The organism is Caballeronia catudaia (assembly GCF_001544755.2).
Classification (GTDB): domain Bacteria; phylum Pseudomonadota; class Gammaproteobacteria; order Burkholderiales; family Burkholderiaceae; genus Caballeronia; species Caballeronia catudaia.
The window spans coordinates 185,109-211,578 of sequence record NZ_FCOF02000008.1 but is presented as its reverse complement, the minus strand read 5'-3'; the positions used below and the strand labels follow the sequence as shown (position 1 = coordinate 211,578).

General features: G+C 66.8%; 29 protein-coding genes. 21 read left to right on the top strand and 8 right to left on the bottom strand.

Features of this window, described 5'->3' with window-relative positions:
* Window positions 1–19 precede the first annotated feature (19 nt).
* On the top strand, window positions 20–730 hold the full coding sequence (locus AWB75_RS11780) for an SDR family NAD(P)-dependent oxidoreductase (protein WP_061124254.1): 711 nt from the start codon (window positions 20–22) through the stop codon (window positions 728–730).
* Between the two features lie 12 nt (window positions 731–742).
* On the opposite strand, the gene AWB75_RS11775 is transcribed toward AWB75_RS11780, so the two are convergent.
* Window positions 743–1,792: a sensor domain-containing diguanylate cyclase gene (locus AWB75_RS11775; protein ID WP_061124253.1), complete on the bottom strand. Its 1,050-nt coding sequence runs from the start codon at window positions 1,790–1,792 to the stop codon at window positions 743–745.
* Window positions 1,793–2,083: 291 nt separating this feature from the next.
* Window positions 2,084–2,728, bottom strand: coding sequence for a hypothetical protein (locus tag AWB75_RS11770; RefSeq protein WP_061124252.1), 645 nt, complete (start codon window positions 2,726–2,728; stop codon window positions 2,084–2,086).
* Window positions 2,729–3,208: 480 nt separating this feature from the next.
* On the opposite strand from AWB75_RS11770, the gene AWB75_RS11765 reads away from it, so the two are divergent.
* The 18 genes from AWB75_RS11765 to AWB75_RS11680 are packed head-to-tail and all read left to right on the top strand — an operon-like array spanning window position 3,209 to window position 20,142.
* On the top strand, window positions 3,209–3,901 hold the full coding sequence (locus AWB75_RS11765; RefSeq protein ID WP_061124251.1) for a beta-ketoacyl synthase chain length factor: 693 nt from the start codon (window positions 3,209–3,211) through the stop codon (window positions 3,899–3,901).
* On the top strand, window positions 3,888–4,679 hold the full coding sequence (locus AWB75_RS11760) for a lysophospholipid acyltransferase family protein (RefSeq protein WP_061124250.1): 792 nt from the start codon (window positions 3,888–3,890) through the stop codon (window positions 4,677–4,679). Before AWB75_RS11765 ends, AWB75_RS11760 begins: the two co-directional genes overlap by 14 nt.
* Complete coding sequence (locus AWB75_RS11755; protein WP_061124249.1) at window positions 4,660–4,959, top strand: phosphopantetheine-binding protein; 300 nt, start codon at window positions 4,660–4,662, stop codon at window positions 4,957–4,959. The genes AWB75_RS11760 and AWB75_RS11755 overlap by 20 nt, the downstream gene beginning before the upstream one ends.
* 2 nt (window positions 4,960–4,961) lie before the next feature.
* A complete protein-coding gene (locus AWB75_RS11750; RefSeq protein ID WP_200822965.1) occupies window positions 4,962–5,213 on the top strand; it encodes an acyl carrier protein in 252 nt (83 codons plus the stop codon).
* Window positions 5,210–5,869, top strand: coding sequence for a COG4648 family protein (locus AWB75_RS11745; RefSeq protein ID WP_087086581.1), 660 nt, complete (start codon window positions 5,210–5,212; stop codon window positions 5,867–5,869). Before AWB75_RS11750 ends, AWB75_RS11745 begins: the two co-directional genes overlap by 4 nt.
* Window positions 5,866–7,569 (top strand): AMP-binding protein, encoded by a 1,704-nt coding sequence (locus tag AWB75_RS11740; protein ID WP_061124247.1) that lies wholly within the window; start codon window positions 5,866–5,868, stop codon window positions 7,567–7,569. Before AWB75_RS11745 ends, AWB75_RS11740 begins: the two co-directional genes overlap by 4 nt.
* On the top strand, window positions 7,566–9,317 hold the full coding sequence (locus AWB75_RS11735; RefSeq protein ID WP_061124246.1) for a glycosyltransferase family 2 protein: 1,752 nt from the start codon (window positions 7,566–7,568) through the stop codon (window positions 9,315–9,317). Before AWB75_RS11740 ends, AWB75_RS11735 begins: the two co-directional genes overlap by 4 nt.
* Window positions 9,304–10,884: an HAL/PAL/TAL family ammonia-lyase gene (locus tag AWB75_RS11730; protein ID WP_061124245.1), complete on the top strand. Its 1,581-nt coding sequence runs from the start codon at window positions 9,304–9,306 to the stop codon at window positions 10,882–10,884. The genes AWB75_RS11735 and AWB75_RS11730 overlap by 14 nt, the downstream gene beginning before the upstream one ends.
* Entirely contained in the window at window positions 10,877–11,314 is a 438-nt protein-coding gene (locus AWB75_RS11725; RefSeq protein WP_061124244.1) for an acyl-CoA thioesterase, read from the top strand. The genes AWB75_RS11730 and AWB75_RS11725 overlap by 8 nt, the downstream gene beginning before the upstream one ends.
* Complete coding sequence (locus AWB75_RS11720) at window positions 11,302–11,937, top strand: LolA family protein (protein WP_061124243.1); 636 nt, start codon at window positions 11,302–11,304, stop codon at window positions 11,935–11,937. The genes AWB75_RS11725 and AWB75_RS11720 overlap by 13 nt, the downstream gene beginning before the upstream one ends.
* The gene (locus tag AWB75_RS11715; RefSeq protein WP_061124242.1) at window positions 11,934–14,363 is read left to right on the top strand and encodes an MMPL family transporter; all 2,430 of its coding nucleotides are present in this window, start codon (window positions 11,934–11,936) and stop codon (window positions 14,361–14,363) included. Before AWB75_RS11720 ends, AWB75_RS11715 begins: the two co-directional genes overlap by 4 nt.
* Window positions 14,360–15,544: a beta-ketoacyl-[acyl-carrier-protein] synthase family protein gene (locus tag AWB75_RS11710; protein ID WP_061124241.1), complete on the top strand. Its 1,185-nt coding sequence runs from the start codon at window positions 14,360–14,362 to the stop codon at window positions 15,542–15,544. Before AWB75_RS11715 ends, AWB75_RS11710 begins: the two co-directional genes overlap by 4 nt.
* Before the next feature lie 14 nt (window positions 15,545–15,558).
* Window positions 15,559–16,029, top strand: coding sequence for a hotdog family protein (locus tag AWB75_RS11705; RefSeq protein WP_061124240.1), 471 nt, complete (start codon window positions 15,559–15,561; stop codon window positions 16,027–16,029).
* Window positions 16,026–16,751, top strand: a complete 726-nt coding sequence (locus AWB75_RS11700; protein ID WP_061124239.1) for a 3-ketoacyl-ACP reductase FabG2 — start codon at window positions 16,026–16,028, stop codon at window positions 16,749–16,751. The genes AWB75_RS11705 and AWB75_RS11700 overlap by 4 nt, the downstream gene beginning before the upstream one ends.
* Window positions 16,751–17,977, top strand: coding sequence for a beta-ketoacyl-ACP synthase (locus AWB75_RS11695; protein WP_061124238.1), 1,227 nt, complete (start codon window positions 16,751–16,753; stop codon window positions 17,975–17,977). Before AWB75_RS11700 ends, AWB75_RS11695 begins: the two co-directional genes overlap by 1 nt.
* Window positions 17,974–19,230 carry a beta-ketoacyl-[acyl-carrier-protein] synthase family protein gene (locus AWB75_RS11690; protein ID WP_061124237.1) on the top strand — a complete coding sequence of 419 codons (1,257 nt, stop codon included), beginning with the start codon at window positions 17,974–17,976 and terminating at the stop codon, window positions 19,228–19,230. Before AWB75_RS11695 ends, AWB75_RS11690 begins: the two co-directional genes overlap by 4 nt.
* Before the next feature lie 28 nt (window positions 19,231–19,258).
* Window positions 19,259–19,684 carry a hypothetical protein gene (locus AWB75_RS11685; protein WP_061124236.1) on the top strand — a complete coding sequence of 142 codons (426 nt, stop codon included), beginning with the start codon at window positions 19,259–19,261 and terminating at the stop codon, window positions 19,682–19,684.
* Window positions 19,685–19,707: 23 nt separating this feature from the next.
* Window positions 19,708–20,142 (top strand): hypothetical protein, encoded by a 435-nt coding sequence (locus AWB75_RS11680; RefSeq protein WP_061124235.1) that lies wholly within the window; start codon window positions 19,708–19,710, stop codon window positions 20,140–20,142.
* Between the two features lie 48 nt (window positions 20,143–20,190).
* On the opposite strand, the gene AWB75_RS11675 is transcribed toward AWB75_RS11680, so the two are convergent.
* Entirely contained in the window at window positions 20,191–20,931 is a 741-nt protein-coding gene (locus tag AWB75_RS11675) for a class I SAM-dependent methyltransferase (protein WP_061124313.1), read from the bottom strand.
* Window positions 20,932–21,056: 125 nt separating this feature from the next.
* On the opposite strand from AWB75_RS11675, the gene AWB75_RS11670 reads away from it, so the two are divergent.
* Window positions 21,057–22,304: an NAD(P)/FAD-dependent oxidoreductase gene (locus AWB75_RS11670; RefSeq protein WP_061124234.1), complete on the top strand. Its 1,248-nt coding sequence runs from the start codon at window positions 21,057–21,059 to the stop codon at window positions 22,302–22,304.
* A gap of 50 nt (window positions 22,305–22,354) precedes the next feature.
* Here the strand turns inward: AWB75_RS11670 and AWB75_RS11665 are convergent, their stop codons facing one another.
* The 4 genes from AWB75_RS11665 to AWB75_RS11650 all read right to left on the bottom strand — a co-directional run bounded on the left by AWB75_RS11665 (window position 22,355) and on the right by AWB75_RS11650 (window position 23,904).
* Complete coding sequence (locus tag AWB75_RS11665; protein WP_061124233.1) at window positions 22,355–22,795, bottom strand: hypothetical protein; 441 nt, start codon at window positions 22,793–22,795, stop codon at window positions 22,355–22,357.
* A 107-nt stretch (window positions 22,796–22,902) separates the two neighbouring features.
* On the bottom strand, window positions 22,903–23,346 hold the full coding sequence (locus AWB75_RS11660) for an SET domain-containing protein (RefSeq protein ID WP_061124232.1): 444 nt from the start codon (window positions 23,344–23,346) through the stop codon (window positions 22,903–22,905).
* 11 nt (window positions 23,347–23,357) lie between these two features.
* Window positions 23,358–23,627 (bottom strand): hypothetical protein, encoded by a 270-nt coding sequence (locus tag AWB75_RS37690; protein ID WP_159462779.1) that lies wholly within the window; start codon window positions 23,625–23,627, stop codon window positions 23,358–23,360.
* 13 nt (window positions 23,628–23,640) lie between these two features.
* Window positions 23,641–23,904 carry a hypothetical protein gene (locus tag AWB75_RS11650; RefSeq protein ID WP_061124230.1) on the bottom strand — a complete coding sequence of 88 codons (264 nt, stop codon included), beginning with the start codon at window positions 23,902–23,904 and terminating at the stop codon, window positions 23,641–23,643.
* A gap of 98 nt (window positions 23,905–24,002) precedes the next feature.
* On the opposite strand from AWB75_RS11650, the gene AWB75_RS11645 reads away from it, so the two are divergent.
* A complete protein-coding gene (locus AWB75_RS11645) occupies window positions 24,003–25,391 on the top strand; it encodes an FAD-binding oxidoreductase (protein ID WP_061124229.1) in 1,389 nt (462 codons plus the stop codon).
* Here AWB75_RS11645 and AWB75_RS11640 read toward each other — a convergent pair.
* Window positions 25,388–26,452 carry a DMT family transporter gene (locus tag AWB75_RS11640; RefSeq protein ID WP_061124228.1) on the bottom strand — a complete coding sequence of 355 codons (1,065 nt, stop codon included), beginning with the start codon at window positions 26,450–26,452 and terminating at the stop codon, window positions 25,388–25,390. The genes AWB75_RS11645 and AWB75_RS11640 overlap by 4 nt on opposite strands.
* Window positions 26,453–26,470: the final 18 nt, after the last annotated feature.

The window sequence follows — 26,470 nt, the reverse complement described above, 5'->3', positions numbered from 1 at the left end:
CGGTCTGGCGGAGAACGCGATGAACACTCTGGAAGGAAGGATCGTCGCCATCACGGGCGGCTTTGGCAGTCTGGGACTCGCGACGGCGCGCGTGCTCGCCGGGCGCGGCGCGCGCATCGCGCTCATTGGCCACGGCGGCCACGGCGGTCAGCCGGACGCATTGCCCGCGCCGCTCGCCGATGCGTGCATCGTGACCGGCATCGATCTGGCGGACGCGAGGTCGGCGCAAACGGCGATCGACGCCATCGTCGAACAGACGGGCGGCCTGCACGCGCTCGTGAACGTTGCGGGCGCGTTCAGCTGGCAGACGATCGCGGATGGCAGCGCCGACACCTGGCAATCCCTGTTCGACGTGAACGTGAAGACCGCGCTCAACGCGTCGAAGGCCGCGCTCGCGGCGTTGAGCGCGAGCGAAGGCGGGCGCATCGTCAATATCGGCGCGCTGGCCGCGATGAAAGCGGGCATGGGCATGGGCGCCTACGCGGCGTCGAAGGCCGCGCTGCTGCGCCTGACCGAAGCCCTCGCCGAAGAACTGAAGGACAAGGGCGTGACGGTGAACGCGGTATTGCCGTCGATCATCGATACGGCGCCCAATCGCCGCGACATGCCCGACGCCGATTTCTCCCGCTGGGTGAAAGCCGAGGAACTCGGCGCGGTGATCGCGTTCCTGCTTTCGCCGGATGCGCAATGCATCACGGGCGCGGCGATTCCGGTGACGGGCCGCGTCTGAATTTCCGCGCGATCAGCGGCTTTGGGCTTTGAAACCTTCGCCCCGAATTCCCGCGCGATCCACGGCCGCGATGCGATTGCGGCCGTTGTCCTTTGCCTGATAGAGCTGCGCGTCGGTGAGGTTGATGAAGGCCGTCACGTCCATGCGCTCGCCGGGCACGACGGTGCCTACGCCGAAGCTCGCGGTCACTTGCTGATCGTGCGGCGAGCGCACGTGCGCGATCGCTTCATGCGCGATCAGCGCGCGGCAACGCTCCGCGATGCGCATCGCGGCTTCGGCATCGGCATCGGCATCGGCGAGAATCAGCACAAATTCCTCGCCGCCGAAGCGCCCGAGAAAATGCCGTTCGCCGGCCGCCTCGCCGAGCACGCGCGCGATGCGCTTCAGGCATTCGTCGCCCTGAACGTGACCGTAGTAATCGTTGTACGACTTGAAGAAGTCGATATCGATCATGACGAGCGACAGCGGTCTGCCCGATGACTTCGCGGCGTCCCACTCGCGCGCCAGCACGTCGTCGAAGCGGCGGCGGTTGCCGACGCCCGTGAGGCTGTCGCTGAACGACAGACGCTCCAGTTCCTGCTGCAACTGCGTGAGTTCTTCCTCGATGCGCTTGCGCTCGCTGATGTCGAACATGAAGCCGATAAGCGCCTCGACTTCGCCCTGGTCGTTGCGCTCGACATGCACGACGTCGCGCAGCCACACATAGCCGCCGTCGCGGGTGAGCGCGCGGTAATCGGCTTCGTGATCCGTGCCTGCCTTCGATTGCGCGACGCAGAAGCTGACCACCGCTTCGCGATCGTCCGGATGCATGCGCTCGGCCCAGTCGTTCACCGTCTTCCACGACGACGGCGCCCAGCCGAGCAGCGCCTCGATCTGCGGACCGATGTAGGCGAATTCCATCGTCGCCCAGTCGATCTTCCAGGGAATCGCCTTGGTCGATTCGAGCAGCGTGCGATAGACCGCGTGATCGTCCTCGCCTAACGCGCGCTCCGGCGGCGCGAGGGTGTCGTCGTGTCGCAGGAAGGCGGCCTGGAGCGGGCTTTCGGAAGGGGCGCGGTTCATCGTATCGGGTGGCGTCAGCCTGAATAACGGGTTGCGTGTGTTATCGGCAGCGCGCGGGATATTCTGAAGGGGGGCATCGGTCAAGGATGATCGATGCGCGGGGCAGCGTTTCGGACTTTACTGGTGGGAAGCGGCCCTGCATCTGCCTATTCTCGCCGGGTAGCTTCAACGCTACACAAGGTGGTCTCGTACCTTTGCCCCGACTTGCTCGGGGCTTTTTTTGTTTCTTGCGGACATAACCGGTTATTTCGGAATGCTCATTTCGAACCGGACGTTGTGCCGTTGAACGCGCTACTTCCCGTTTACCAGGTCCTTCGTCTGCAGAGTAATCGCCGACAGCCCTTTTTCCACGATTTCTCGCCAGTCGCTGGAAACCACGACTTGTTTCGATTCGCTCACGCGCGTCTTTACGGTCTGAGCGCCGTGAAGCGCGCCGACATTGCCGGACAACTGCAATTCCGATTTATGGTTGGTGGTAACCGACCAGAAGCCGGGCTGAAACCATGCCCAAAAATCGATCACTTGGGCAGTCACCGGCGTGGCGGCGGCAAAGTTGGGGTCGCCTTGCTTCACGACAACGTAACCGGCTTGCTGAAAGCCGGTGGCCAGCGCGCTTTCGACGAGGCCGGAGACGGTCTTGCCTTCGGGAAGCACCACATCGCCGAGGGCCTTGCCGAAGCCGCCTCTTTTTCGACCGATTGCGCGAGCCTTCGACGCATCGCTCGAATCTTCACTGGGGTCCAGTGACGCCATGTCGGCGCTAGGGGGCGCGACGGTGAACGTGCGCTTATCCTGGACGGAATCGAAGCGCACATACTTTCCCGTCGCAGGGTTCGTCCCTTGAGGCGCGGAGACATCGACCGTTCCGCGGCCTACCGCGCATCCGGTGACTGCAGCGACGGCGCAGATATAAAAAGCAATTCGACCCAACATCATGAACGTTTCTCCTGGTTGATTATTCCGATCAGCGGAGCTGAAGCCCAAGCGCCTGGCAATACAGCCGCTCGGTCAATCGATTACGGCAGAAACGATGAAAAGTTGAGCCCGTTGTGATCGAGCACGTCGCTACCCGTTCGACGATGCCGAATTGGCCGCGCGCGATTATATGAAGCCGCGACTCGCATGCAGTCGCAGTGTCGCGGCGATGAGACGAACGGAAAGCAATCATCATTTTTGATGATTTTCATTCGCGAGGCTCGGTAGAATCCCGCCGGATAAAAAAGGGTCCGCAGGCGTCCCCTATTTCAAGCGCTGAATCGCTAAATTCTTTCCCCTTCGCGCCGTTAACTCGCTTGCAAACGAATTAATCAACACATAAGCACCGGGTGGCTCCGCCAGTCGGACGGAGCACATCTCATCGTGCGGCCGCCGGACGTCGCTGCCCGGGTACCACGAGTTTCGAACGCGAACACCGACATGCCCGATCCGCACTGGACCATTCCAGTCGCTCGCTGGTCCTTCTGGCCCGCGGCCGCGTCCGCCGCACCCGATATCGGCTTCATCGAGCCGATGACGCGGCGCCGGCTCAGCACGTTGTCGCGGGCCGCGCTGAAGGTCGCGCACGACTGCTCCGCATCCGTGCCCGCCGTGCGCGTCGTGTTCGCCTCGCGTCACGGCGAGCTGCATCGCACGACCGATATCCTGCACACCATCGATGCGGGCAAAACCGTCTCGCCCACCTCCTTCAGTCTGTCCGTCCTCAACACGATGACCGGCGTCTTCGGCATCGTGCGCGGCGACCGCACCGCCGCCACCGCGTTGTCGGCGGGCAACGAAACCCTCGGCTACGCATTGCTCGAAGCGCATGCGCAATACGCGACGGACGCATCCACCCCGGTGCTGCTCGTCTATGCCGACGAACCGGCCGATCCCGCCTACGGCCCGGTCGAAGACGACGCGGAAGGCGGCGCGCTCGCGATTCTGCTCGACGCTTCCACGCAAACCGGGCGGCTGCAATGCGCGCGCGTGACCGATTCCGCTGCGGCGCGCCCGGCGTTCGCCTCGCAATGTCAGGCCGTGCAGCATTGTCTCGACACGCATGCCGCCAGCGAATGGCGCGGCGAGCATTCCCATTCCATGTGGCGCTGGTGCTGGCATGAAGGCGCTTGATCACCACTGGCGCCTCGCTGCGACGGCCCTCGCATTCGCCGCGTTCGGCGTCTGCGGGATCGGCTTCTCGCTGATCCTGTTTCCGCTCGCTTCGGTCTGGCCGCACCGCGATTCGAAGCAGCGCATCATCGTCGGCGTCATTCACGTGTTCTTTCGCGCGCTCGTCGCCGTGCTCGTGCGCGTCGGCGTGATGAAGCTCGACGTGCACGGCGCCCGCGCGCTCAGGCGAGGCACGCAGCGCGCGGCCATCGTCGTGGCGAATCACCCGACCTGGCTCGACGTGATGGTGCTGCTGTCGCTCACGCCGCGCGCATGCTGCGTCGTGAAGAGCGCGCACTGGAGCAATCCGTTCTTCTGGGGCGTGATGCGCGCAGCGGAATACGTCAGCAACGCGGACCCCGTCGCGCTCGTCGAAGCGGGCGCGCGGCAGCTCGCGCGCGGCTACACGATGATCATTTTCCCCGAGGGCACGCGCAGCCCGGCAAGCAACCGGCTGCACGCGTTTTCACGCGGTTTTGCGCACATGGCGTTGCAATCCGGCGCGCCGATCCTGCCCGTGCTGATGGACTGCGATCCGCCCGCGTTCACCAAGGACATGCGCTGGCACGACGTGCCCGATCGCGCCTTCCACATGCAAGTGAACGTGCTCGACCCTCTGCGCGCCGACGAACTCGCCGCCCGCGACGAGCCGCCCGCGCTCGCCGCCCGCTCGGTGACGAGCGCGATCGAGGCCCACATTACCCAGCATCTGATCGACTATGGATTCCTTAAAACTTGAAATCAAACGGCTTCTGATCGAAGCGCTCGATCTCGAAGACATGCAGCCCGACGATATCGACGACGACGCGCCGCTCTTCGACACCGACGGCGTCGGTCTGGATTCGATCGACGCGCTCGAAATCGGCATCGTGCTGCGCGAACACTATCAACTGAATATCGCGTCCAACGACGAGCGCACGCGAGAGCATTTCCGTTCGATCAACACGCTCGTCGCGCTGGTCGCGAGCCAGCGCGAGCTTGCGCACGTCGCGGACGGCACTACGAAAGAAGGGGAATGAGCGTGACCGAGAACGAAATCCTTGAGCGCATCCGCGCCATCTTTCACGAGAACTTCGCGATCGAGCCGGAGCGCGTGACGCCCGAAGCGCACCTGTACGAAGAGCTCGATCTGGACAGCATCGACGCCGTCGATCTCGCCATCAAACTGCAGGAGATGACGGGCCGCCGCATCAAGCCGGAAGAGTTCAGGTCGGTGCGCACGGTCGCGGACGTGGTCGCCGCCGTCCAATCGCTGCTCGTCGAACAGGAATGATGCCAGCGCCGATCGCGCAGTCGCCCGACACGCCCGGCACGCAGTCGGCCGCTGCGCACGCGCGCGGCCGCTTCGGCTTCGCGCTGAACGCGGCGCTCAAGCTCGCCTATCCCGCGGTCATTCTCGGGGCGTGGGTCTGGAACGCCCCGCGCTATGCCGGCTGCCTGCTGTTCGCGTTGATCTGGCTGCAACGCTGCATCGGCACGGGTGTGGTGAGCGTGTCGCTGCGCAGGCTCTCGCGCGTCGACTGGGCCGTGGCGTTCATGCTGAGCGCCGCGTCCGCCGCGATCGTGTGGACCGACAGCGAACGCCTGCTGCATATCTATCCGTCGCTCGTGAACCTCGGCTTGCTGATCGCGTTCGGCGCGACGCTCGTGCGCGGCCCGTCGATGATCGAAAAGTTCGCGCGCATCGGCACGCCCGATCTGAGCGAGCCCGCCGTGCGCCACACGCGCCGCGTCACGCGGATCTGGTGCGGGTTCTTTGCCGCGAACGGCCTGTTCTCGCTGTACACCGCGCTGTATTGGCCGCGCGAGGCCTGGTCGCTGTATAACGGCGCGATCTCGTACGGGCTCGTCGGCGTGTTGATCGCGGGCGAGATCGTCTGGCGCTATCTCGTGATCCTGCCGCGCGCGCGGCGTGCGGGGGCGGCATGATCGCGCTGCACGATGTGCTGTGCGCGCCGCGCGCCGCGCTGACGCCCGTTTGCCGCGACGGCGGCGCCGGGACCACGCACGCCGTCATCACGCACGCGGCGTTCCGCGCACGCACGGCGGCGCTCGCGTGGTGGCTGCGCGAGCAGAACGATCGCCGCTATGCGTTGTGCATCGACGATCCGTTCGACTTCGCCTGCGCGCTCTTCGCGCTGTTCGCATGCGGCAAGGAGCCGGTGATTCCCGCGAGTTCCGCGCCCGGCTATCTCGACGGTCTCGACCACGCGTACGACGCCATGCTGACGGACGACGACGTCCGCGCGCTGAGTGCGACGCAGGCAATCCGAAGCGCCGTGCCGCCGCTGCCGATCGACCCGCACGCGCCGCTCACGCTCTACACGTCGGGCAGCAGCGGCAGTCCGAAGCCGATCCACAAGACGCTCGCGCAGTTCGACGCCGAAGTGCGCACGCTCGAACGCGAGTGGGGGGCGCTCGTCGGCGACGCGACGATGCTATCGAGCGTCCCGCATCGCCATATCTATGGGCTGCTGTTCCGCGTGCTGTGGCCGCTCGCCGCCGGCCGCGCGTTCGATCGCGTGCTGTGCGCCGATCCGCAGCAGCTGCGCTCGCGCATCGCGCATGGCGGCGCGACCGCGATGGTGTCGTCGCCGGCGCAACTCGTTCGCTGGCCCGCGCTCGCCGGTTTCACCGATTTGACGCCCGCGCCGCGCGTGTTCTTTTCATCGGGCGGACCGCTCGCGGCGGACCCGGCGCGCGACTACGCGAGCGTGTTCGGCGATGCGCCCGTCGAAATCTACGGCAGCACGGAAACCGGCGGCATCGCGTGGCGCAGACAGAGCGCGACGTCGGCATGGCGGCCGCTCGCCGGCGTCGACGTGCGCCGCGCGGATGACGGCGCGCTCGAAGTGCGCTCGCCGCATCTGGGCCACGACGACTGGCATCGGACCGACGACGCGATCCTCCTCGACGACGACGGCCGCTTTCGCCTGCAAGGCCGCCTCGACCGCGTGATCAAGCTCGACGGCAAGCGCCTGTCGCTGCCCGAAATGGAAGCGCGGCTCGCGCTGCATCCGTATGTGGCGCAGGCGTGCGTCGTGCCGCTCGCGGGTGCGTCGCGCGAGCGCGCGGGCGCCGTCGTCGCACTGAGCGATGCCGGCAGCGCGGCGCTGCGCGACGAAGGCCGCCTCGCGCTGGCGAAAGCGCTGCGCCGTCATCTCGCCGCCTATTTCGATGTCGTGCTGCTGCCGCGCCGCTGGCGCTTTCGCATCGCGCTGCCGTTCGATGCGCGCGGCAAGCTGCCCGTCGCGGCGGTCGCGGCGGCGTTCGGCGCCCGCGCCGAAGGTTTCGAAGTGCTCTCTGAAGCGCGCGACGGCGAGAGCCTCCGCTACGAGTTGCGCGTGCCGCCCACGCTTGCGCACTTCAACGGGCATTTCCCGAATCTGCCGATTTTGCCCGGCGTCGTGCAGGTCGACTGGGCGATCCGTCTCGCGGCGGAGCACGTCGCGGGCGCGCGCGACACGGCATCGGTCGATCGTCTCAAGTTCATGGCGCCCGTGCCGCCCGGCGCGGTGCTCGACTTGCGGCTCGCGCACGACGCCGCGCGCCGCCGCGTGCAGTTCGCGTATCGCCTGAACGGGCGCGAGTGCGCGTCGGGCGTGGTGGTCTATCGGGAGCGCGCATGAGCGGCGCGAACCTGCGTACGTGCATCGTCATTCCGATCTACAACCACAAGGACGCGATCGGCGGCACGCTCGCGCGTCTCGCCGTGCATGGCCTGCCGATGTTCGTCGTCGATGACGGCAGCGACGAGGCCACGCAGGCGGTCCTCGCGGCGCTCGCCGCGCAGTATCGCGAGCAGATGACGCTGCTGCGCCTGCCCGTCAATGGCGGCAAGGGCGCAGCCGTGATGGCGGGATTGCGCGCGGCGCGCCGCGCGGATTACACGCACGCGTTGCAGATCGACGCCGACGGGCAGCACGACGCGAACGACGTGCCGCGCTTTCTCGCGGCGGCGCGCGCCGAGCCGGGCGCGGTGATTCTCGGTCGCCCCGTCTACGACGAAAGCGTGCCGAAGTCGCGTCTCTACGGCCGCTATGCGACGCATGTGTGGGTGTGGATCGAAACGCTGTCGTTCACGATCCGCGATTCGATGTGCGGCTTTCGCCTGTATCCGCTCGACGCGGTCTGCGCGCTCATCGACAGCGTGCGAATCGGCACGCGCATGGACTTCGACATCGAAATTCTCGTGCGCCTGCACTGGCGGCGGCTCGCCTTCCGCACCGTGCCGACGCGCGTCACCTACGCGACGGATGGCGTGTCGCACTTCGACGTGCTGTGGGACAACGTGCGCATCAGCGCGAGCCACACGCGCCTCGTGTGCGGCATGCTGCTGCGTCTGCCGATGCTGCTCGCGCACAAGGCGATGCCGCGCAGGACGTGCGCCGCAGCGGGCGCGGACACAGGCTGGTGGCGCGTCGCGGAACGCGGCAGCCGGGTCGGCATGGCGCTTCTCGCGCTCAGTTGCCGTCTGTTCGGGCTGCGCTTCACGGGGCTTTGGCTGCATCCGATCGTCGGCTATTTCCTGCTGACGGGACGCGCCGCGCGCGCCGCTTCGCATCGCTATTTTGCGCATCTCGAAGATGCCGCAGCGGGTGAGCGCACGCCGCGCCCCGGCTGGCGTTCCGCGTACCGGCAGATGCTCGCGTTCGCGCAGTCGGGGCTCGACAAGCTGGCCGCGTGGTCGGGCCGCATCGGTGAAAGCGATGTCGTGTTCGACGATCCCGCCGCGTTCGAAGCGCTCGTCGCAAGCGGACGCGGCGCGCTCGTGATCGGCGCGCATCTCGGCAACCTCGAAATGACGCGCGCGCTCGCGGTGCGCAACGGCCGCGCGAAAGTGACGGCCATCGTCTACACGGAGCACGCGAAGCGCTTCAACAGCGTGCTGTCGTCGGCGCATGGCGACTTCGCCAGACACCTCGTCCCGGTGAGCGATTTCGGCCCCGAGACGGCGATGATGATGAAGGCGCGCATCGACGCGGGCGAGTTGCTCGTGATCGTCGGCGACCGTGTGCCGGCGCGCGAATCGGGCCGCACGACGCACGCGCGCTTCCTCGGTGCGACCGCGCCGTTCGCGCAAGGGCCGTATGTGCTCGCGCATGCGCTCGGCTGCCCCGTGTACCTGTTCTTCTGCCTGAAGGAACGCGACGCCCGCCATCGGCTGTATTTCGAGCCGTTCGCGGAACGCATCGCCTTGCCGCGCCGCGAACGCGCGCAGCACATCGCGGCGTGGGCGCAGCGCTATGCGTCGCGTCTCGAACACTATTGCCGCAAGGCGCCTTATCAATGGTTCAATTTTTTCGATTTCTGGACGCGTCCCGGCAAATCGACGACGGACGCCGCAGCGTCCGGAGGAAACGATGTCCGAGCATGATCTGATCGACTCAACTCGCGCACGGACCGTGACATTCGGCGGCCGGCGCGTGACGATCGAAGAAGTTGTGTCGATCGCGACGAAGCGCGCGCCGGTCGCGCTGAATCGCGACGCCGCCTGGCGCGCGCGCATCGGGCGCGGCGCGGACTTCCTGCGCCGCCATCTCGCGGCGGGCAAGACCGTGTACGGCGTGAACACCGGCTACGGCGACGCGTGCGTCGTCGATGTGCCGATGGCGCTCGTCGAAGCGCTGCCGCTGCAACTCACGCGCTATCACGGCTGCGGCATGGGCGCGTATCTCGACGACGAAGCGACGCTCGCCGTCATCGCCGCGCGTCTGAACTCGCTGGCGTACGGATTTTCCGGCGTGCGTCTCGTGCTGCTCGAACGGCTCGCGGACCTGATCAATCATCGCGTGTTGCCGCGCATTCCGTCGGAAGGCTCGGTCGGCGCGAGCGGCGATCTGACGCCGTTGTCCTACGTGGCGGCGGCGCTCGTCGGCGAGCGCGACGTGATGTTCGGCGGGACGCTGCGCGATGCCGCCGGCGTGTGGTCGGCGCTCGGCGTGAGCCCGCTCACGCTCGCGCCGAAGGAAGGACTCGCGCTGATGAACGGCACGGCGGTGATGACCGGCCTCGCGTGTCTCGCGTTCGCGCGCGCGCGTCATCTGACGCGTCTCGCCGCGCGCCTCACGGCGCTCTCGACGCTGGCGCTCGATGGCCGCGCCGCGCATTTCGACGCGACGATCTTCGCGGTGAAGCCGCACGCGGGCCAGGCCGAAGCCGCCGCCTGGATCCGCGACGATCTCGCGGGCCGCGACGACACGCCGGGACATCGGCTGCAGGACCGCTATTCGATTCGCTGCGCGCCGCACGTGATCGGCGTGACGGTGGACGCGCTCACGTGGATGCGCCGCGACATCGAAAACGAACTGAACAGCGCGAACGACAATCCGCTGATCGACCCGGACGCCGAGCGTGTGCTGCACGGCGGCAACTTCTACGGCGGCCATATCGCGTTCGCGATGGACGCGCTCAAGACGGCCGTCGCCAATCTCGCGGACTTGATGGATCGCCAGCTCGCGCTGATCGTCGACGACAAGTTCAACAACGGCCTGCCGCGCAATCTGACGGGCGCGACGCCCGCGCGCGCGCCGATCAATCACGGTTTCAAGGCAGTGCAGATTTCGGCGTCCGCGTGGACCGCCGAGGCGCTCAAGCACACGATGCCCGCGAGCGTGTTCTCGCGCTCGACGGAAGCGCACAACCAGGACAAGGTCAGCATGGGCACGATCGCCGCGCGCGACTGCCTGCGCGTGCTCGAACTGACGGAGCAAGTCGCGGCCGCGCATACGCTCGCCGCGGTGCAGGCGCTGAACCTGCGCCTGCGTCTCGCTCCGGACACGCCCGTGCCCGCGACCCTGCGGGACTTCGCGGCAACGATCGCATCGGTTTCGCCGTTCGTCGCGGAGGATCGTGCGCTCGAACGCGATCTGCGCGCGCTGACGGCACGCATCGCGCAATGTGCGCTGGTCGATGCGGACGCAAAGGAGCCGCGTCATGGCTGACGTCCTGCAAACGCGAACGCTGAAGGCGAGCGCGATCGTCGAAGTGCCGTTCCACGATGTCGATGCGATGAACGTGTGCTGGCACGGCCACTATCTGAAGTATTTCGAGGCGGCGCGCTCGGCGCTGCAACGCGCGTTCGATTACGACTATCGCGAGATGCAGGCGTCCGGCTATCTGTGGCCGGTCGTCGAGGCGCATCTGAAGTACGTGCGTCCCGCGACCTACGGACAGCGCATCGAAGTGCGCGCGGAACTGCTCGAATACGAGAATCGCCTGAAGATCGGCTATGAGCTCGTCGATTGCACAACGGGCGAGCGGCTGACCAGGGGCTACACGATCCAGGTCGCCGTCGATGCGGCGACGCAGGAGTTGCAGTTCCTGTCGCCGCCGGTGGTGTTCGAGAAGCTGGAGCGCGTATGGGCGCGATGACGATATTCCGCGCACTGATCGCCGCAGCGCTGTTTCTTTCGGCATCGGCACAAGCCGCAAACGCCGATCCGGCGCTCGTCTCGCAAGTGACGTCGCGGCTCGCGCAGATGAAGGGCGTGCGCGCGCGCTTCACGCAGACGCAGACGCTTTCCGCGATGAAGCAGCCGCTCGTCAGCACGGGCATGCTCGTGTTCCAGCGCGATCGCGGCGTGATCTGGCGCGTGGACACGCCTTACGCGGCGACCTACGTCATCACCGATGCGGGCGTCGCCGAGGTCGATGCGAACGGCCGCCGCGTCCGCACGAAAAGCGCGCAAGGCGTGCGCGGTGTCGCGCAGGTATCGAAGATGATGCGCGCGATGCTCGGCGGCGATCTGTCCGCGCTGTATTCGCAATTCGATGTCGATGCACGCGGCTCCGCGTCGGACTGGACGCTCGATCTGAAGCCGAACCAGCCGCAGCTCGCGCAGGCGATGGCGGGCCTGCACATGACGGGCGGCGCATTCCTGAAGAGCCTGCGGATCGATCTCGCCAGCGGCGACGTCACGCGCATCGAGTTCACGAAAAGCGAAGCAGCCGATGAGCTTCCGTCCGCCGAGCGCACCTTGCTGAGCGCGCCATGACGCCGTGGCGCTGGCAACGCACGACGACATCGCTGTGGCGCATCCGCGCCGCGTGGGTCGCGCTCGCGCTCGTCGCGGTGCTGTATTGCGTGCATCGTTTTTCCGGGCCGTCGCCGCTGGAGACGAACCTGCTCGCGCTGCTGCCCGCGACGGAAGCGGACCCCGTCGCCGAACAGGCCGTGGAGCGGCTCGCCGGCGCGCTCGGCGACCGCACGGTGTTCCTCGTGACGAGCCGCGACGCGGATCACGCGAAAGCCGCCGCCCGCCAGTTCGGGGCGGCGCTGAAGGAGAGCGGCGCGTTCGCGTCGGTGACGGCGGAATTGCCGCCGTTCGATATCGCGCAAATCGGTGCGTTCTACGCGCCGTATCGCTTCGGCCTCCTGACACGCGATGACCGCGACGCTCTCAAGCATGCGTCCGTCGGCGCGGCGTCGCTGCATGACGCGCTGATGCAGCGCATCCACAACCCGGTGCGCGGCCCGCTCGCGACGCCGCTCGCCGTCGATCCGTTCGGCTGGCTCGAACACTGGCTCTCCGCGCTGCCGCTCGCGACGTCGAATCTGGATCTCGAAGACAACATGCTCGTCGCGCATCGCGGCGATTCGACCAGCGTGCTCGTCGTCACGACGCTGCATGGCTCGGCGTACGAATCGCAGGTGCAGCGCGCGGTGCTGTCGGCGGCGTCTCAGGCGCAGGCGTCGATACGCTCCGCATGGCCCGATGCGTCGGTTGCGCGGGCGGGCGCCGTGTTCTACGCGGAGTCGGCGCGGCGCGCATCGGAGCAAGAGGTGCATCGGATCGGCATCGCGTCCGCGTGCGGCATCGCGCTCCTGATGCTGTGGGTGTTCCGCTCGCCGCGTCTCTTGCTGCTCGGCTTTCTGTCGACGGCGCTCGGCATCGCCGGCGCGCTGTCTGTCACGATGGCCGTGTTCGGCAAGCTGCATCTGCTGACGCTCGTGTTCGGCGCGAGCCTGATCGGCGAGGCCGTCGATTATTCGATTCAGTATTTCGTCGTCTATCTCGGCGCGCCGCGCGACTGGGACGCGAAGCAGGGCGCGCGCGCGGTGCGTCCTGCGCTCTGCGTGGCGCTCGCCACCAGCCTGCTGGGCTATGCGATCCTCGCATGGGCGCCGTTCCCCGCGCTCAAGCAGATCGCCTGTTTCGCGATGACGGGCATCTGCGTCGCGTTCGCTTCGGTCATGTGGCTGCTGCCCGCGGTGTTGCCCGCGTCGCCCAGTAAAGGGCCGAAGGCCACGCAGCGGCGTCTCTTCGCGCGCGCGGCCGTGCTGCTTGTCCACTGGCAACGCGCGATCGGCGCGAAGCGTTCGTGGGCCGTGGCGATCGTGCTCGCCGTCGTTTGCGCGCCGGGCTGGCTGCTGCTCCAAAGCGACGACGACATCCATCTGCTGATCCAGCGCGATCCGGCGCTCGTCGCGCAGGAGAATCAGGTCCGCGATGCAGTTGGCATCGACAACACCGCGCAGTTTTTCGTGGTGCAGGGCGCGACGCAGGACATCGTGCTGCAACGCGCGGAAGCGCTCGGCGCGAAGCTCGATGCGCTGCCGGGCAGGCAAACGGTGGACGGCTGGCGCGCGGTCACGCAGTTCGTGCCGTCGGCGCGGCGTCAGGCCGAAGACCGCGCGTTCTTCGCGCAACACGTCTTCGCCGATCCCGCCGCCTTGCGCGCGACGCTGCTGCAAGCGGGCTTCCGCGACGATATCGCCGACGCGTGGATCGGCGCGTTCGCGCAGAGCGGCACGCCGCCGCTGACCGTCGAGCGCTGGCTCGCGGCGAACTGGTCGAAGCCGTTCGCGCATCTGTGGCTCGGCGCGGTGGAGGCGCACGGTCAGCGCGGCTACGCGGCCATCGTGATGCCGCGCCGCGTCACGCCGCGGAATCTGCCCGCGCTGATCGACACGGCGCGCGCCACCGATGGCGTCACGTTCGTCGACAAGGCGGCCGGCGTGTCGAAGCTCTTCGGCGAATATCGCGTCGACAGCGGCATGTGGCTCGGCGGCGCGCTGCTGCTCGTGTTCGCGCTGATGATCGCGCGCTATCGCCTGCGCGGCGGCATCGCGACGACGTTGCCCGTGCTGCTCGCCGTCGGCGTGACGCTGGCCGTGTTCGGTTACGCGCGCGTGCCGCTCAATCTGTTCAACTGCCTCGCGCTGATGCTGGTGCTCGGCGTCGGCGCGAATTACGCGGTGTTCCTGCGCGAAGGCTGCCTGCGCGACGGCGCGGATCTCGGCGCGGTCTGGACGGGCGTGCTGCTGTCGGCAGCGACGACGCTGCTGTCGTTCGGCATGCTCGGCATGAGCGCCATGCCCGCGCTGAAGAGCTTCGGCGCCACACTCACGCTCGGCATCCTCGTTGCCGTGCTGCTCGCGCCGATGGGCATGCCAACCCAAGGGAGAAAACCCGCATGACGCCGCCGCCTGTCTATCTGAATGCGCTCGGCATGATCAACGCGCTCGGCAGCGACGCCGATGCGATCGCGTCCGCGCTGGCGGCGTCGGAATCGCCGGGCATGGGCCCGATGGCGATGAAGAACGGCGACGCGTTCGTCGGCCGCGTGCTCGCGCCGCTCGACATCGCGCCGCCCGCCGCACTCGAACGCTTCGCTTGCCGCAACAACCGCCTGCTGCTCGCGGCGCTCGAACTCATCCGTCCCGAGATCGAAGCGGCGCGCGCGCGTTACGGCTCCACGCGCCTCGGCGTGGTGCTCGGCACGAGCACGTCGGGCGTCGGCGCAGCGGAGGCCGCGTTTGCGCATCGCACGAAAACGGGTGCGCTGCCGCAAAGCTTCGACTATCGGCAGATGGAAATCGGCACGGCCGCGCCGTTCGCCGCCGCCGCGCTGAACCTGCAAGGCCCGGCGTTCACGGTGTCGACCGCGTGCACGTCGAGCGCGAAGGCGTTCGCGGCCGCGCGCCGTCTGCTGCAACTGAACCTGTGCGATGCGCTGATCGTCGGCGGCGTCGACACGCTGTGCGAGCTGACCGTGCAGGGCTTCGCCTCGCTCGATTCGGTCAGCGCCACGCGCACCAATCCGATGAGCCGCAACCGGAGCGGCATCAACATCGGCGAGGGCGCGGCCGTGTTCCTGATGACGCGCGACGAAGGCGCCGTGCGTCTCGCCGGCGTGGGCGAGTCGAGCGACGCGCATCACGTGTCGGCGCCCGATCCGCAAGGCGTCGGCGGCGAAATGGCGCTGCGCGCGGCGCTCGCGGATGCGGGCGTTGCGCCCGGCGTCATCGGCTACGTGAACATGCACGCGACGGCCACGCGCAAGAACGACGAAATGGAAGCGCATCTGATGGCGCGCGTGTTTCCGGACGGCGTGCCCGCGAGCGGCACCAAGCCTTTCACGGGCCATCTGCTCGGTGCGGCGGGCGCGACGGAACTCGGTTTCGCGTGGCTCACGCTCGCGCGCGACGACATGGCCTTGCCGCTGCATGTCTGGGACGGCGCAGCCGACGCCGCGTTGCCCGCTCTCGATCTCGTCGGGACGGAGCGCCGCCTGGCGCGCGCGGCGGGCGCGCGCCATGTCATGAGCAATTCGTTCGCGTTCGGCGGCAGCAATGTCAGCCTGATTCTCGCGGATTGAGGACGAACAGCACGATGCATAGCAACGAAGTCTTTCCGCCGATCGAATCGATCATTCCTCATCGCGGCACGATGCTGCTCGTGGACGCCGTCACGTCGTGCGGCGACGAGACGCTGACGGCGCGCGCCAGCGTGCGCGCCGACGCCTGGTACGCGGACGAGCGCGGCGCGATGCCCGCGTGGATCGGCATCGAGCTGATGGCGCAGAGCGTGGCCGCGCACGTTTCGCTGCTCGCGATGCGCGGGGGCGAACGCGCCCGCCCCGGCGTGCTGCTCGGCACGCGCAGCTATCACGCGCACGCCAGCGCGTTCGCGTGCGGCGCGCGGCTGGTCATCGGCGTGCGTCAGGTGCTGCGCAGCGAGGAAGGCCACGGCGCTTACGAATGCACCATCGAACATGATGGTCGTCGATATGCCGACGCCGTCATCAAGGTATTTCAGCCCCATGATTTTCAGACGTTCATCGAAGGGAGTGTGAGCGCATGAGCCGTCGAGTTTTAGTAACGGGCGCAAGCCGCGGCATCGGCCGCGCCATTGCCTATCAACTGGCCGCCGACGGCTTCGCCGTCTCCGTGCATTGCCGTACCGGCCGCGCCGAAGCGCAAGCCGTGACCGCGGGTATCGCCGCGCAGGGCGGTTCGGCGCGCGTCGTGCAGTTCGACGTGCGCGACCGCGCCGCGTGCCGCGAGGTGCTCGAAGCCGATCTCGCCGCGCACGGTCCGTATTACGGCATCGTGTGCAGCGCGGGCGTGACGCGCGATGCCGCGTTTCCCGCGCTCACCGAAGACGACTGGGACATCGTGATCGAAACCGGCCTCGACGCGTTCTACAACGTGATCCATCCGCTGACGATGCCAATGGTCCGCGCGAAGCAGGGCGGCCGCATCGTGACGATCGCGTCGGTGTCGGGCGTGATCGGCAATCGCGGGCAGGTGAACTACAGCGCCGCGAAGGCCGGGCTGATCGGCGCGACCAAGGCGCTCGCGGTCGAGCTCGCGTCGCGCAATATCACGGCCAATTGCGTCGCGCCGGGGTTGATCGAAACCGGCATGCTCGCCGATGCGCCCGTCGAACACGCGCTGAAAACGGTGCCGATGAACCGCGTCGGCCAGCCGGGCGAAGTGGCCGCCGTCGTCGGCTTCCTGATGTCCGATGCCGCGTCGTATGTGACACGTCAGGTGATCGGCGTGAATGGCGGGATGATCTGATGAAGCGCGTCGTCATCACGGGCATGGGCGGCGTCACGGCGCTGGGCGATCGCTGGAGCGATGTCGAAGCCGCGCTGAAGACGGGCCGCAATGCGGTGCGCCGCATCCACGAATGGGATTTCTTCGAAGCGCTGCATACGCGTCTCGCCTGTCCGCTGCCCGCGTTCGCGCAGCCCGCCGAATGGCCGCGCAAGAAGACGCGCTCGATGGGCCTCGTGTCGATGTACGCGGTGCGCGCGAGCGAACTCGCGCTCGCGGATGCGGGTCTCGCGGGCGACACGTCGATCAGCGACGGCCGCATGGGCGTGGCGTACGGTTCGTCGTCCGGCTCGGTCGCGCCGATCCGCGCATTCGGCACGATGCTCAACACCGGCTCGATGACCGATGTCACCTCGAACAGCTACGTGCAGATGATGCCGCACACGACCGCCGTGAACGTGAGCCTCTTCTGGGATCTGAAGGGGCGCGTGATCCCGGCGTCCTCGGCGTGCGCGTCGGGCAGCCAGGCGATCGGCTTCGCCTATGAAGCCATCGCGACGGGCAGGCAGGCGATGATGCTCGCGGGCGGCGCGGAAGAACTGTCGGGGCCGGCGGTCGCCGTGTTCGACACGCTCTACGCGACCAGCACGCGCAACGACGAGCCAGCGCTCACGCCCTGCCCGTTCGACGCGAAGCGCGACGGTCTCGTGGTCGGCGAAGGCGCGGCCACGCTCGTGCTCGAAGAGTACGAACACGCGAAGGCGCGCGGCGCGACGATCCATGCGGAGATCGTCGGCTTCGGCTGCAACTCGGACGGCGCGCATATCACGCAGCCGACCGCCAGCACGATGGCGCGCGCGATGCAGCTCGCTCTGGACGACGCGAAGCTCGAAGCGCAAGCGATCGCCTATGTGAACGCGCACGGAACGTCCACGGATCGCGGCGATATCGCGGAAAGCCACGCGACCGCGCAGACCTTCGGCGAGCGCATGCCGATCAGTTCTCTCAAAAGCTATGTCGGGCATACGCTCGGTGCGTGCGGCGCGATCGAGGCATGGTGGACCATCGAGATGATGAAGCGCAACTGGTATGCGCCGACGCTCAATCTCACCGAAGTCGATCCCGCGTGCGCGCCGCTCGACTACATCATGGGCGAAGCGCGCGCCATCGACGCCGAATACGTGATGAGCAACAACTTCGCATTCGGCGGCATCAATACGTCGCTGATTTTCCGGCGCGTTCGATGAGCAGCACGCGGGTCATGCAGCGCGTCGTCGTGACGGGCATGGGCATCGTCTCGTGTCTCGGCAATTCGCTCGACACGGTGAGCCAGGCCTTGCGCGATGGCCGCAGCGGCGTGACGCGCATCGATGCGTGGCGCGCGCGCGGCTTTAATTCGCAGGTCGCGGCGGCTGCGTCGGTCGCGGGCGAAGCGCCGTTTGACCGCAAGCTGGAGCGCTTCATGGGCGACACGGCGCGCTTCGCGTGTCACGCGGCGAAAAAAGCGATCGACGATGCACGGCTCGACGACGCCACGCTGCGCTCGCCGAAGACGGGCGCGGTGATCGGTTCCGGCGTCGGCGCGATGGCGGAATACGACGTGGCGCTTGGCGTCGTCGAGGCGCACGGCATCGACAGAACGCCGCCGTACACCGTGCCGCGCGCGATGAGCAGCACGGCGTCGGCGAATGTCGTGCAGGTATTCGGCGTCGAGGGCGTCGCGTATTCGCCTTCGTCGGCGTGTACGACATCCGCGCTCGCGATCGGGCAGGCGATGCAGCTCATCCAGACGGGACGCCAGCAGGTCGTGCTCGCGGGCGGCAGCGAAGCGCTGCACGACAACATGACGCTGATGTTCGATGCGATGCACGCGCTCTCGCGCGGCTTCAACGACACGCCGGCGCGCGCCTCGCGTCCGTACGACACCGCGCGCGATGGCTTTGTGATCGGCTCCGGCGCGGGCGTGCTGGTGCTCGAATCGCTCGGTCACGCGCTCGCGCGCGGCGCGCGCATCCACGCCGAGCTGACGGGCTTCGGCGAGAGCACCGATGGCGCGGGCATGGTCACGCCGCACAGCGACGGCATCGCGCGCGCGGTGCGCATGGCGCTCGACGAAGCTGATGGATGGCCCGAATACATCAACACACAAGCGCCGTCCACACTGCTTGGCGACGCGGAAGAACTGCACGCGTTGCGCGACGTGTTCGGTGCGCGCGTGCCTTTGTTCTCGTCGACCAAGGGCATGACGGGACACCCGCTCGGCGCTTGCGGCGCGCACGAAGCGATCTACACGCTGCTGATGATGCGCGACGGGTTCATCGCGGGGACGGGTCGCATCGAATCGCCGGACCCGCTCGTGCATGGCATGCCGCTCGTGCAGGTCACGCGTGAAGCGCGCATCGGCCGCGCGCTGTCGGTGTCGTTCGGCTTCGGCGGAAGCTGCGCGGCGCTGATGTTCGAAAAGCTGGACCGTTGCCCGTCGGCGCAGTTACGGGCGTGAATCGATTAACGAAAGAGAGTTACCTGAAATGAAAGTCAAATTCGCGCTGGGGATCGTCGCCGGCATCGTCATTTTGCAATCCGGATGCACGACACAGAGCCAATCGCTGCCGATGCCCGCTGAAGCCCAGAACCAGAACAAGGACGGCGTCGCGCTGTACTTCAGCGATCAACCGCACGCGAAGGTGAAGACGCTGATCGAATCAAAGGAAGTGCGCGTGCGCGTCGGGCGCGATCCGAACAGTAAGGAACCGATGTGCAACGTCGCGCTCGGCAAGGCGCTTCAGGATTTGCGCGGCTATGCGCGCACGAAGAACGCGAACGCCGTCGTCAACGTGACGACGCGCTTCCAGGGCAAGGAAATCTCGTCTTCGACGGAGTTCAAGTGTGGCTCGAGCGTGACCGGCGCGACCCTCGCCGTGCGCGGCGATGTCGTTCAGCTCGCCACCGAATGAACCCCGCTACGAGGATCGGCAATATGAAGCTTCAGATGATCTGCGCGGCGTTGGCCGTGGGCTTGCTGTCGTCGCACGCGTTCGCGCGCGACACGGTGGCGAACTATTCGATCCAATCCGCGCTGAAGAGCGAGGACGGCAAGGTCGATCAAGGCATTGCGCTGTATTTCGCCGGACAGACGCATCCGGGCGTGGCGAAGTCGTTCGGCGAATTCGCGACCAACAAGAAGACCAACGCATTCGGCAAGAGCGATGAAGCAGCGTGCCAGCACGTGTTCCTGTCGGCGGTGCTGGAGATGCAGGAACGTGTGCGCAAGGAAGGCGGCGACGCGGTCATCAACATCACGAGCAACTACCGGAACGTCGAGCGCGAAAGCGCGACGGAATTCACTTGCGGCGCGGGCGCGATGGTCGCGGGCGTGGCGTTGAAAGGCGAAGTGGTGACGCTGAAGAAGTAAAGCAGCGGGACGCGCGGCGCGTGATTCACATGCACGCCGCGCTGTAGGTCAAATAGTCTTGACGGCCGCGACGTTGACGAGCGTCTCGCGCCGCTTGCCGGGCTTCGGCGTGTAGAGGCCGACGCGCTCCAGCAGGCCGAAGTCTTTCGCGCGGCTCCACCACAGGTAGGGCAGCGATACGTTATGGGCTCCGAAACTGAAGCCGCCGTTGCGGATCATGTCGAGATAGCCGTCCGCGCTTTTTTGCACATCCATCGGATGACGAAACAGTAGGCGGATGACCCACGACTTGATATACGCGTCCGTCGATTCGGCGAACAGCAGCACGCCGCCCGGCTTGAGCACGCGGCGGAACTCGGCGAGCGCGCGTTCCTGCTCGACGAGATGATGGAAAGTCTGATGACAGAAGACGATATCGGCGCATGCGTCGCCCAGCGGCAGATTGGCGCAGTCTCCATGCAGCACGTCGATGTGCGTCGCGGCTGTGTCAGCATCCTGCCCGCAGGCGTGCGCGGCTTGCGTGGCGAGCGTCAGCGAAGGCTCGTGAAAGTCGATGCCGACGATGCGGCGCGGCGTGAACGCTTGCGCAAGCAGCCGAAACGAAATGCCCTGGCCGCAACCGACATCGACGATGGTGGGACGAACGGGCAACGGTCCGTCGATCAGGCGTTTGAGGTCGTTGATGGCGACGCGCAGCACGTGGTGTTCCCACGTGTGCGTGCGCAGGAACCAGACGCCGAACCTCGTTTCGGAAACGAACGGCACGCTGGATGATTCGGTGTTCTGCACGATGAATCCGGTAAAGAAGTATTGATTGAATCTTTGAAACACGGTGGCCGGATTGTAATCGCTGATGCGGCATGCAAGCGTCGCATTTGCCCTACGGTTCCAGACCGCCTTCACCAGAAATAGCAATGAACAAGGATTGTTCGATGAATGTCTCTGTCGATGTCGCCATCATCGGAGCCGGTCCCTCGGGTGCGGTCGCAGCGGCGCTGCTGCGAAAAGGGGGCCACTCGGTGCTCGTGCTCGAACGGCAGCACTTTCCGCGCTTCTCGATCGGCGAAAGTCTGTTGCCGCAGAGCATGGCGTATCTCGAAGAAGCCGGCATGCTGCAAGACGTCGTGGAAGCGGGCTTCCAGTACAAGAACGGCGCGCAGTTCGTCCATCGCGAGCGGGCGGCGGCCTTCGATTTTCGCGACAAGCATTCCGACGGCTGGGGCACGACATTCCAGGTCGAGCGCGCAGTGTTCGACGATCTGCTGATTCGCCGCGCGGCGAAGCAGGGCGCCGAAGTGCGTTTTGGACATGCGGTGCTCGACATGAAAACCGGCGACGCGCCGGTGCTCGAAGTCGCCGACGAAGCGGGCGCGCGATATCAGGTGCATGCGCGCTTCGTGCTCGACGCGAGCGGCTTCGGACGCGTGCTGCCGCGTTTGCTGAACCTCGAAGCGCCGACGCGCCTGCCGACGCGCGCCGCGATCTTCACGCACGTGCGCGACGGCATTGCGCCCGAGACGCATGATCGCAACAAGATCACGGTCGCGGTGCATCCCGAACATGGCGATGTCTGGTACTGGATGATTCCGCTGGCCAATGGGCGCTCGTCGGTCGGATGCGTCGCGCAGGCGGCGTTTCTCGACGTGCCGGAAGCAGAGCGCGAGGCGAAGCTCCGTGCGCTGATCCGATGCGAGCCGACGCTGAACCGGCTGATCGGAGATGCGCCGTTTCTGATGCCGGTGCGGCATATCGGCGGATATTCGGCGAATGTCGAACGGCTGCACGGGCCGGGCTACGCCCTGCTCGGTAACGCGGGTGAGTTCCTCGATCCCGTGTTTTCGTCAGGCGTGACGATCGCGTTCCGTTCGGCGCATCTCGCGGTGCAGACGCTCAAGCGGCACTTGAACGGCGAGACCGTTGACTGGCACGCGCACTACGACGCGCCATTGCGCCGGGGCATCGATACGTTCCGCGCGTTCGTCGAGAACTGGTACACCGGGAAGCTTCAGGACATCATCTTTTCGCGTGACCAGACGCCCGTGATCCGCCGCATGATCAGCGCGGTGCTGGCGGGGTATGCGTGGGACGAGACCAATCCTTATGTCGTCGATCCGGTGCGGCGGTTGAATGCGCTGCACGAGGTGTGCAAGCAGCAGAACTGAGTTCGTTTCGCCGACGAAGCGCGCGTAATGCGCTTCGTCGGCCACGTCGCTCAATCGTAGTGATGATGCTTGTGATGCCCCTTGCCCGATCGACGGCCACGCGAGTAGTCGTCCGCGTACGAGTTCGACCGCGAGACATTGCCGCCGAGCGATGCACCCGCGCCGCCGCCCAGCGCCGCGCCGATGAGGCCGCCGGTGCGGCCGCCCATCGCATTGCCAGCCGCCGTGCCGGCGCCGCCGCCGAGCGCGCCGCCGATGATCGCGCCCGTGCGTTCCCTGCGGTTCGACGTCACTGCGCCGCCCGCGCCGCCGCCCACCGCGCCGCCAATGACGGAACCCGTGCTGCCGCCCACCGCGCCACCGAGGGCCGCGCCCGCTACGCCGCCGAGGGCGCCGCCAAGCGCGTTGTTCATATCGCCGGCCATCGCGGGCATCGACGCCGCAGCGGTGAGTGCCGTGAAGCCAAGGATCAAGACGATTCTTTTCGACATAGAGAGCTGTTCGTTTTTTTGAGACGGGGCTGAGTATAACTGCCCGCCGAAAGCCCTCTGTAACTTGTTGGCCTCACCACCGTAAGAGGTGTAACAAAATCATCCGTCTATTTGCCTGCCGACAACATCGTGCCACGGCAGCCGGGCGCAAGGCATCGGCACGCATATAGCCGCTTGAGCGCGGCGGTGCGCCGGCCTTCCACGGTCAGGCAATAGTCGATGAACAACTCCTGTCCCTTCGCGATCGGCCTGAGCGCGCGGATGAACACGCGCTCGCCGTCCTGTTCCGCTTCGCAGTTCGGCGCGCAACTGTGATTGAGCCAGCGCGCGGAATTGCCGCCGCGCGCGCCGTCGATGACGCTGCCGTCGTCGAGGCCGAAGAGGAACGTGTGGCCGTCCTCCGCGTTCGATTTTTCGTGCATGCGCTGCGCTTCCTTCCACGAGAGGCGCTGACCTTTGTATTCGAGCAGCAGCGCCCCCTTGGGAAGGTCGGCGAGAGCGAAGACGCCCCGGCCATGAACGGGCGAAGTGCGGACGGTGATTCGACGCATGGTGTGGCGGGTCACAGTGAGAATGTCGGAAGTTTGAGGGAAAGCGTGCGCATCGTTATGATGTGGCCGTCATAAATCGTTGTCACGTCCATGCCCGCAGTTTCTCCCCGCAAGAGCAGGAAGCGCAAGCCGTTACGCGGCTCGCTTGCACGATATCGAAACCGGATCGTCGAAGTGCTCGGAGAGGCGCGCGGCAGGCGCGTGATGATACGGTCGATCCATGACGATGGCGTCGAGCGGCGCACGGCGGTGAAGTGGATCAACTTGCTGCCGCTGGACACGGAGCTGTTCTAGTTAGCTACCCAGCAACGCCCGCGCCTGCTCCAGCAACGCGGCCGCTGCGAGAAATTCGTTGCGTCCCGCCATCGTGAGCGCGGCGTACGCGGTGTCCTTGAATAGCTCATCGTTCGATGTCACCGCCGCGCGCCCTCGATGCAGCCGAAAGAACGCCAGCATCTCGAACGCCTGCGCGCGCAGATCTTCGCTCGCGCCAGCCGCCACCAGTTCCGCCGCGCCGGTGAGCTGAGCCAGCGCGCTTTCGAAGTCGGTCCGTTCCATCGTCGTAATCCCCGAAGAATCCTGCCGATAATTCTCGCGCGTTTTGGTTCAAACTATCGCATCTGACCTCAATGCGAAACAACGAACGGAGACGACGCATGACGGCAAGCGAAGCAGTAGTGGTATTGCGTGAGGCGCTCGGCGCCCAGGTCGTGGCGCTGCCCGACGAATTCGGCGAGAGGCGCGTCGCGGACTGGAGCGGCATGCCCGGCGCGACGCCGCTCGCGATCATTCGCCCGCGCACGACGCAAGAGGTTGCACAAGCGCTTGCGATTTGCACCGGACACAAACAACCGGTCGTCACGCAAGGCGGCCTGACAGGTCTCGTCGGCGGTGCGAATCTGCTCGGCGGCGAAGTGGCGCTGAGCCTCGAACGCATGAATCGCATCGTCGAGATCGATGAAGTTTCCGCGACCATGACCGTCGAAGCCGGCACGCCGCTGCAAGTCGTTCAGGAAGCGGCGAGCGCGGCGGGCTTCTACTTTCCGCTGGATCTCGGCGCGCGCGGAAGCTGCACGATCGGCGGCAATCTCGCGACGAACGCGGGCGGCAACCGCGTCATCAAGTACGGCATGATGCGCGATCAGGTGCTCGGCGTCGAAGCGGTGCTCGCGAGCGGCGAGATCGTCGGCGGGCTGAACAAGATGATCAAGAACAACAGCGGCTATGACCTGCGGCATCTGTTGATCGGCAGCGAAGGCACGCTAGCGGTCATCACGCGCGTCGTGCTGCGGCTGCGCCCGAAGCCCACCGCGACCGCCACCGCCTGGTGCGGCCTGCCGGATTTCGCCGCCGTCACCACGCTGCTCGCGCGCGCGCAGGCGAATCTCGCGCCGGGCGTGTCCGCGTTCGAAGTGATGTGGGCGGGCTATCACGATACGGTCATCGCCAATCTGAAGAATCTGCGCGCGCCGCTCGCCGATGCCCACCCGTTCTACGTGCTGCTCGAAAGCGTCGGCACCGATCCCGCGCGGCACGGCGAAGCGTTCGAGGAGTTTCTCGGCGGCATGCTCGAAGCGGGCATCGTGAGCGATGCGGCGATCGCATCGAACGAGGCGCACGCGCGCGATTTCTGGGCGATCCGCGACGCGCCCGGCGAATACGACCGCTTCATCCCGAACTGCGCGGCCTACGACGTGAGCTTTTCGATCGCGCAGGTCGGCGACGCCGCCGCGCAATGCGAGGCGCGTCTGCGCGCGCGCTGGCCCGATGCGATCGTGATGACCTACGGCCATCTCGGCGACGGCAACATTCACATCGTCGTGGACGTGCCCGGCCGCGGCAAGCAGGATCACGACGATCTCGATGCCGTCATCTACGACGTCACGCGCGAGTTCGAGGGATCGATCTCTGCGGAGCACGGCATCGGCACGAAGAAGCGCGACTATCTGCATCTCGCGCGCCGCGAAGCCGATATCGCGTCGATGCGCGCGATCAAGGCGGCCCTCGATCCGAACGGTCTGCTCAATCCGGGCAAGGTGTTCTAGCCGCGCTTGTGCGAATGCCGGTGATGCACGTCGGGGAAATGCGCGTGCGTGTGCGTGATCGGCAGATGCACGTGCGCATGCGTGTGCGGTTCGTCGACGGACCAGGGAAAGGCGTGATCGTGCCGATGATGCGCGTCATGCACATGCCGATGCGTATGTTCGAGCCGCTCGTGCGTGTGCTCGTGTTCGTGCCGCTCGCGCACGTGCAGCCACACGCCGAGCATCATCAGCGCGGCGGCGATCCAGAACGCCGCGCCGGGCGCCTGCGGCCAGATCGCGAGCGAGAGCGCGACGCCGAACACCGGCGCGACCGAGAAGTACGCGCCGGTGCGCGCCGTCCCGAGATGGCGCAGCGCGATCACGAATAGCACGAGACTCACGCCGTAGCCGCCGAAGCCCGTCGTCATCGCGGCGAGGGCGATGCGCGGCGCGGGCAGGGGCGCGCCCATCGCGAGCGCGATGCCGAGATTCGTCGCGCCCGCGACGAGCCCTTTCGCGCACGCGATCACCATTGCGTCGGCGGTGGCGATCTTGCGCGTCAGATTGTTGTCGATGGCCCAGCAGAGGCACGCGAGCGCGATCAGCAGCGCACCCGACGACATGCCGCCCGCGTTCGCCGCCGATGGCTCCCACGCGAGCACGACGCCGCCCGCGACGATCGCGGCCATGCCGAGGAACACAGGCATGTCGACGTTCTCGCGAAACACGATCCACGCGATCGCCGCCGTCAGCACGCCTTCGAGGTTGAGCAAGAGGGAACTCGTCGCGGCGGGCGTGCTCGCCAGCCCGAGCATCAGCAATGCCGGGCCGGCGATGCCGCCGAACGCGATCGCGCCGGCGAGCCACGCGAGTTCCCGCCCGCCGATGCCTTTGCTTTGCACGCGCCAGAACGAGCGCCCGAGCAGCACGGCGCCCAGCCCGATGCCGCTGCCGAGATAGAACAGGCCCGCGACCATGAACGGCGGCATCGGGCCGAGGAGCGCTTTGGCGATCGGCGTCGTCGCGCCGAAAAGCGCGGCGGCGGTCAGTGCGGTGAGGATCGATGCGAATCGGCTGTACATGACGAAAGTCTAGTCGAT

Coding starts and splice junctions, on each gene's coding strand:
- AWB75_RS11755 (WP_061124249.1), top strand. CDS start 4,660: ATGGATTCCTTAAAACTTGAAATCAAACGGCTTCTGATCGAAGCGCTC.
- AWB75_RS11685 (WP_061124236.1), top strand. CDS start 19,259: ATGAAAGTCAAATTCGCGCTGGGGATCGTCGCCGGCATCGTCATTTTG.
- AWB75_RS11765 (WP_061124251.1), top strand. CDS start 3,209: ATGCCCGATCCGCACTGGACCATTCCAGTCGCTCGCTGGTCCTTCTGG.
- AWB75_RS11725 (WP_061124244.1), top strand. CDS start 10,877: ATGGCTGACGTCCTGCAAACGCGAACGCTGAAGGCGAGCGCGATCGTC.
- AWB75_RS11720 (WP_061124243.1), top strand. CDS start 11,302: ATGGGCGCGATGACGATATTCCGCGCACTGATCGCCGCAGCGCTGTTT.
- AWB75_RS11760 (WP_061124250.1), top strand. CDS start 3,888: ATGAAGGCGCTTGATCACCACTGGCGCCTCGCTGCGACGGCCCTCGCA.
- AWB75_RS11650 (WP_061124230.1), bottom strand. CDS start 23,904: ATGGAACGGACCGACTTCGAAAGCGCGCTGGCTCAGCTCACCGGCGCG.
- AWB75_RS11700 (WP_061124239.1), top strand. CDS start 16,026: ATGAGCCGTCGAGTTTTAGTAACGGGCGCAAGCCGCGGCATCGGCCGC.
- AWB75_RS11730 (WP_061124245.1), top strand. CDS start 9,304: ATGTCCGAGCATGATCTGATCGACTCAACTCGCGCACGGACCGTGACA.
- AWB75_RS11780 (WP_061124254.1), top strand. CDS start 20: ATGAACACTCTGGAAGGAAGGATCGTCGCCATCACGGGCGGCTTTGGC.
- AWB75_RS11660 (WP_061124232.1), bottom strand. CDS start 23,346: ATGCGTCGAATCACCGTCCGCACTTCGCCCGTTCATGGCCGGGGCGTC.
- AWB75_RS11670 (WP_061124234.1), top strand. CDS start 21,057: ATGAACAAGGATTGTTCGATGAATGTCTCTGTCGATGTCGCCATCATC.
- AWB75_RS11745 (WP_087086581.1), top strand. CDS start 5,210: ATGATGCCAGCGCCGATCGCGCAGTCGCCCGACACGCCCGGCACGCAG.
- AWB75_RS11715 (WP_061124242.1), top strand. CDS start 11,934: ATGACGCCGTGGCGCTGGCAACGCACGACGACATCGCTGTGGCGCATC.
- AWB75_RS11695 (WP_061124238.1), top strand. CDS start 16,751: ATGAAGCGCGTCGTCATCACGGGCATGGGCGGCGTCACGGCGCTGGGC.
- AWB75_RS11735 (WP_061124246.1), top strand. CDS start 7,566: ATGAGCGGCGCGAACCTGCGTACGTGCATCGTCATTCCGATCTACAAC.
- AWB75_RS11770 (WP_061124252.1), bottom strand. CDS start 2,728: ATGATGTTGGGTCGAATTGCTTTTTATATCTGCGCCGTCGCTGCAGTC.
- AWB75_RS11690 (WP_061124237.1), top strand. CDS start 17,974: ATGAGCAGCACGCGGGTCATGCAGCGCGTCGTCGTGACGGGCATGGGC.
- AWB75_RS11775 (WP_061124253.1), bottom strand. CDS start 1,792: ATGAACCGCGCCCCTTCCGAAAGCCCGCTCCAGGCCGCCTTCCTGCGA.
- AWB75_RS11705 (WP_061124240.1), top strand. CDS start 15,559: ATGCATAGCAACGAAGTCTTTCCGCCGATCGAATCGATCATTCCTCAT.
- AWB75_RS11645 (WP_061124229.1), top strand. CDS start 24,003: ATGACGGCAAGCGAAGCAGTAGTGGTATTGCGTGAGGCGCTCGGCGCC.
- AWB75_RS11640 (WP_061124228.1), bottom strand. CDS start 26,452: ATGTACAGCCGATTCGCATCGATCCTCACCGCACTGACCGCCGCCGCG.
- AWB75_RS11680 (WP_061124235.1), top strand. CDS start 19,708: ATGAAGCTTCAGATGATCTGCGCGGCGTTGGCCGTGGGCTTGCTGTCG.
- AWB75_RS11665 (WP_061124233.1), bottom strand. CDS start 22,795: ATGTCGAAAAGAATCGTCTTGATCCTTGGCTTCACGGCACTCACCGCT.
- AWB75_RS11740 (WP_061124247.1), top strand. CDS start 5,866: ATGATCGCGCTGCACGATGTGCTGTGCGCGCCGCGCGCCGCGCTGACG.
- AWB75_RS11710 (WP_061124241.1), top strand. CDS start 14,360: ATGACGCCGCCGCCTGTCTATCTGAATGCGCTCGGCATGATCAACGCG.